This is a genomic window from Bacillus tuaregi (assembly GCF_900104575.1).
In the GTDB taxonomy this organism is placed as follows: domain Bacteria; phylum Bacillota; class Bacilli; order Bacillales; family Cytobacillaceae; genus Bacillus_BD; species Bacillus_BD tuaregi.
Genome location: NZ_LT629727.1, coordinates 1 through 1016, shown reverse-complemented (window position 1 = coordinate 1016; position 1016 = coordinate 1). Strand labels below are relative to the sequence as shown.

The 1016-nt window shown below is 45.1% G+C and carries 5 tRNA genes; all 5 read right to left on the bottom strand.

What is annotated here, in order from left to right:
• Positions 1-342 precede the first annotated feature (342 nt).
• The 5 genes from BQ5321_RS00610 to BQ5321_RS00590 all read right to left on the bottom strand — a co-directional run bounded on the left by BQ5321_RS00610 (position 343) and on the right by BQ5321_RS00590 (position 951).
• Positions 343-416 (bottom strand) — tRNA-Arg (locus BQ5321_RS00610).
• Positions 417-441: 25 nt separating this feature from the next.
• Positions 442-532: transfer RNA gene (locus tag BQ5321_RS00605), tRNA-Ser, on the bottom strand.
• A 39-nt stretch (positions 533-571) separates the two neighbouring features.
• A tRNA-Asn gene (locus BQ5321_RS00600) sits at positions 572-643 on the bottom strand.
• Between the two features lie 155 nt (positions 644-798).
• Positions 799-872: transfer RNA gene (locus tag BQ5321_RS00595), tRNA-Ile, on the bottom strand.
• 5 nt (positions 873-877) lie between these two features.
• A tRNA-Gly gene (locus BQ5321_RS00590) sits at positions 878-951 on the bottom strand.
• Positions 952-1016 lie beyond the last annotated feature (65 nt).

The following is a 1016-nucleotide window of genomic DNA, read 5'->3' as shown; positions in this document are numbered from 1 at the left end:
GCGGATATGTTGGCAAAATCCGCGGATTTTATTTTTTAACAGAATCTATGCCACTGTCGAGTCTACTTCTCTGAAGTATATTTAATATTAAACCGTTCAATAATTGGTAGTATTTGTTAAAATGGTGATATCTTGCTGAAATCGCGGATATCTAGCCAAAAAGTGCGGATATTTAGCCGGAATCTGCGGATATGTTGGCAAAATCCGCGGATTTTATTTCTACGGAATCTTTAACTAAAATCATTCCTTTTCCATAGATAAAGCTAAAGAATCTCCCTACCGTTGCTCGCAATAAAAAAACAACGAACCCTTGATTCTGGATCAAGAATTCGTTGTTGGTTACGCGCCTTAGAGGATTCGAACCTCTGACACACGGCTTAGAAGGCCGTTGCTCTATCCTGCTGAGCTAAAGGCGCTCAGCGTTAGAATTATAATTATGTATGGCGGAGAAGGAGGGATTTGAACCCTCGCGCCGGTTGCCCGACCTACACCCTTAGCAGGGGCGCCTCTTCAGCCACTTGAGTACTTCCCCACATAAAAAATGCCAACTTCCTGTCAATATCAGAAAAGGCTCCGCAGGTAGGATTCGAACCTACGACCGATCGGTTAACAGCCGATAGCTCTACCACTGAGCTACTGCGGAAAATTGAATATTATTCCCTAAATGATGCTAGTGGTCTTGTGCGCTAAAAGCCTATGGCTTTTATTGCAGATTGCCCCTCTTCGAGGCATGCAATCGCTCTACCACTGAGCTACTGCGGAATAAAGAAATTTCTTTGCTGTTGTAAAAAACTTTGATGGGCCTAAATGGACTCGAACCATCGACCTCACGCTTATCAGGCGTGCGCTCTAACCAGCTGAGCTATAGGCCCATTAATGGAGCGGGTGAAGGGAATCGAACCCTCGACAACAGCTTGGAAGGCTGTGGTTTTACCACTAAACTACACCCGCAAAAGATGGCTGGGCTAGCAGGATTCGAACCTACGAATGACGGAGTCAAAGTCCGTTGCCTTACC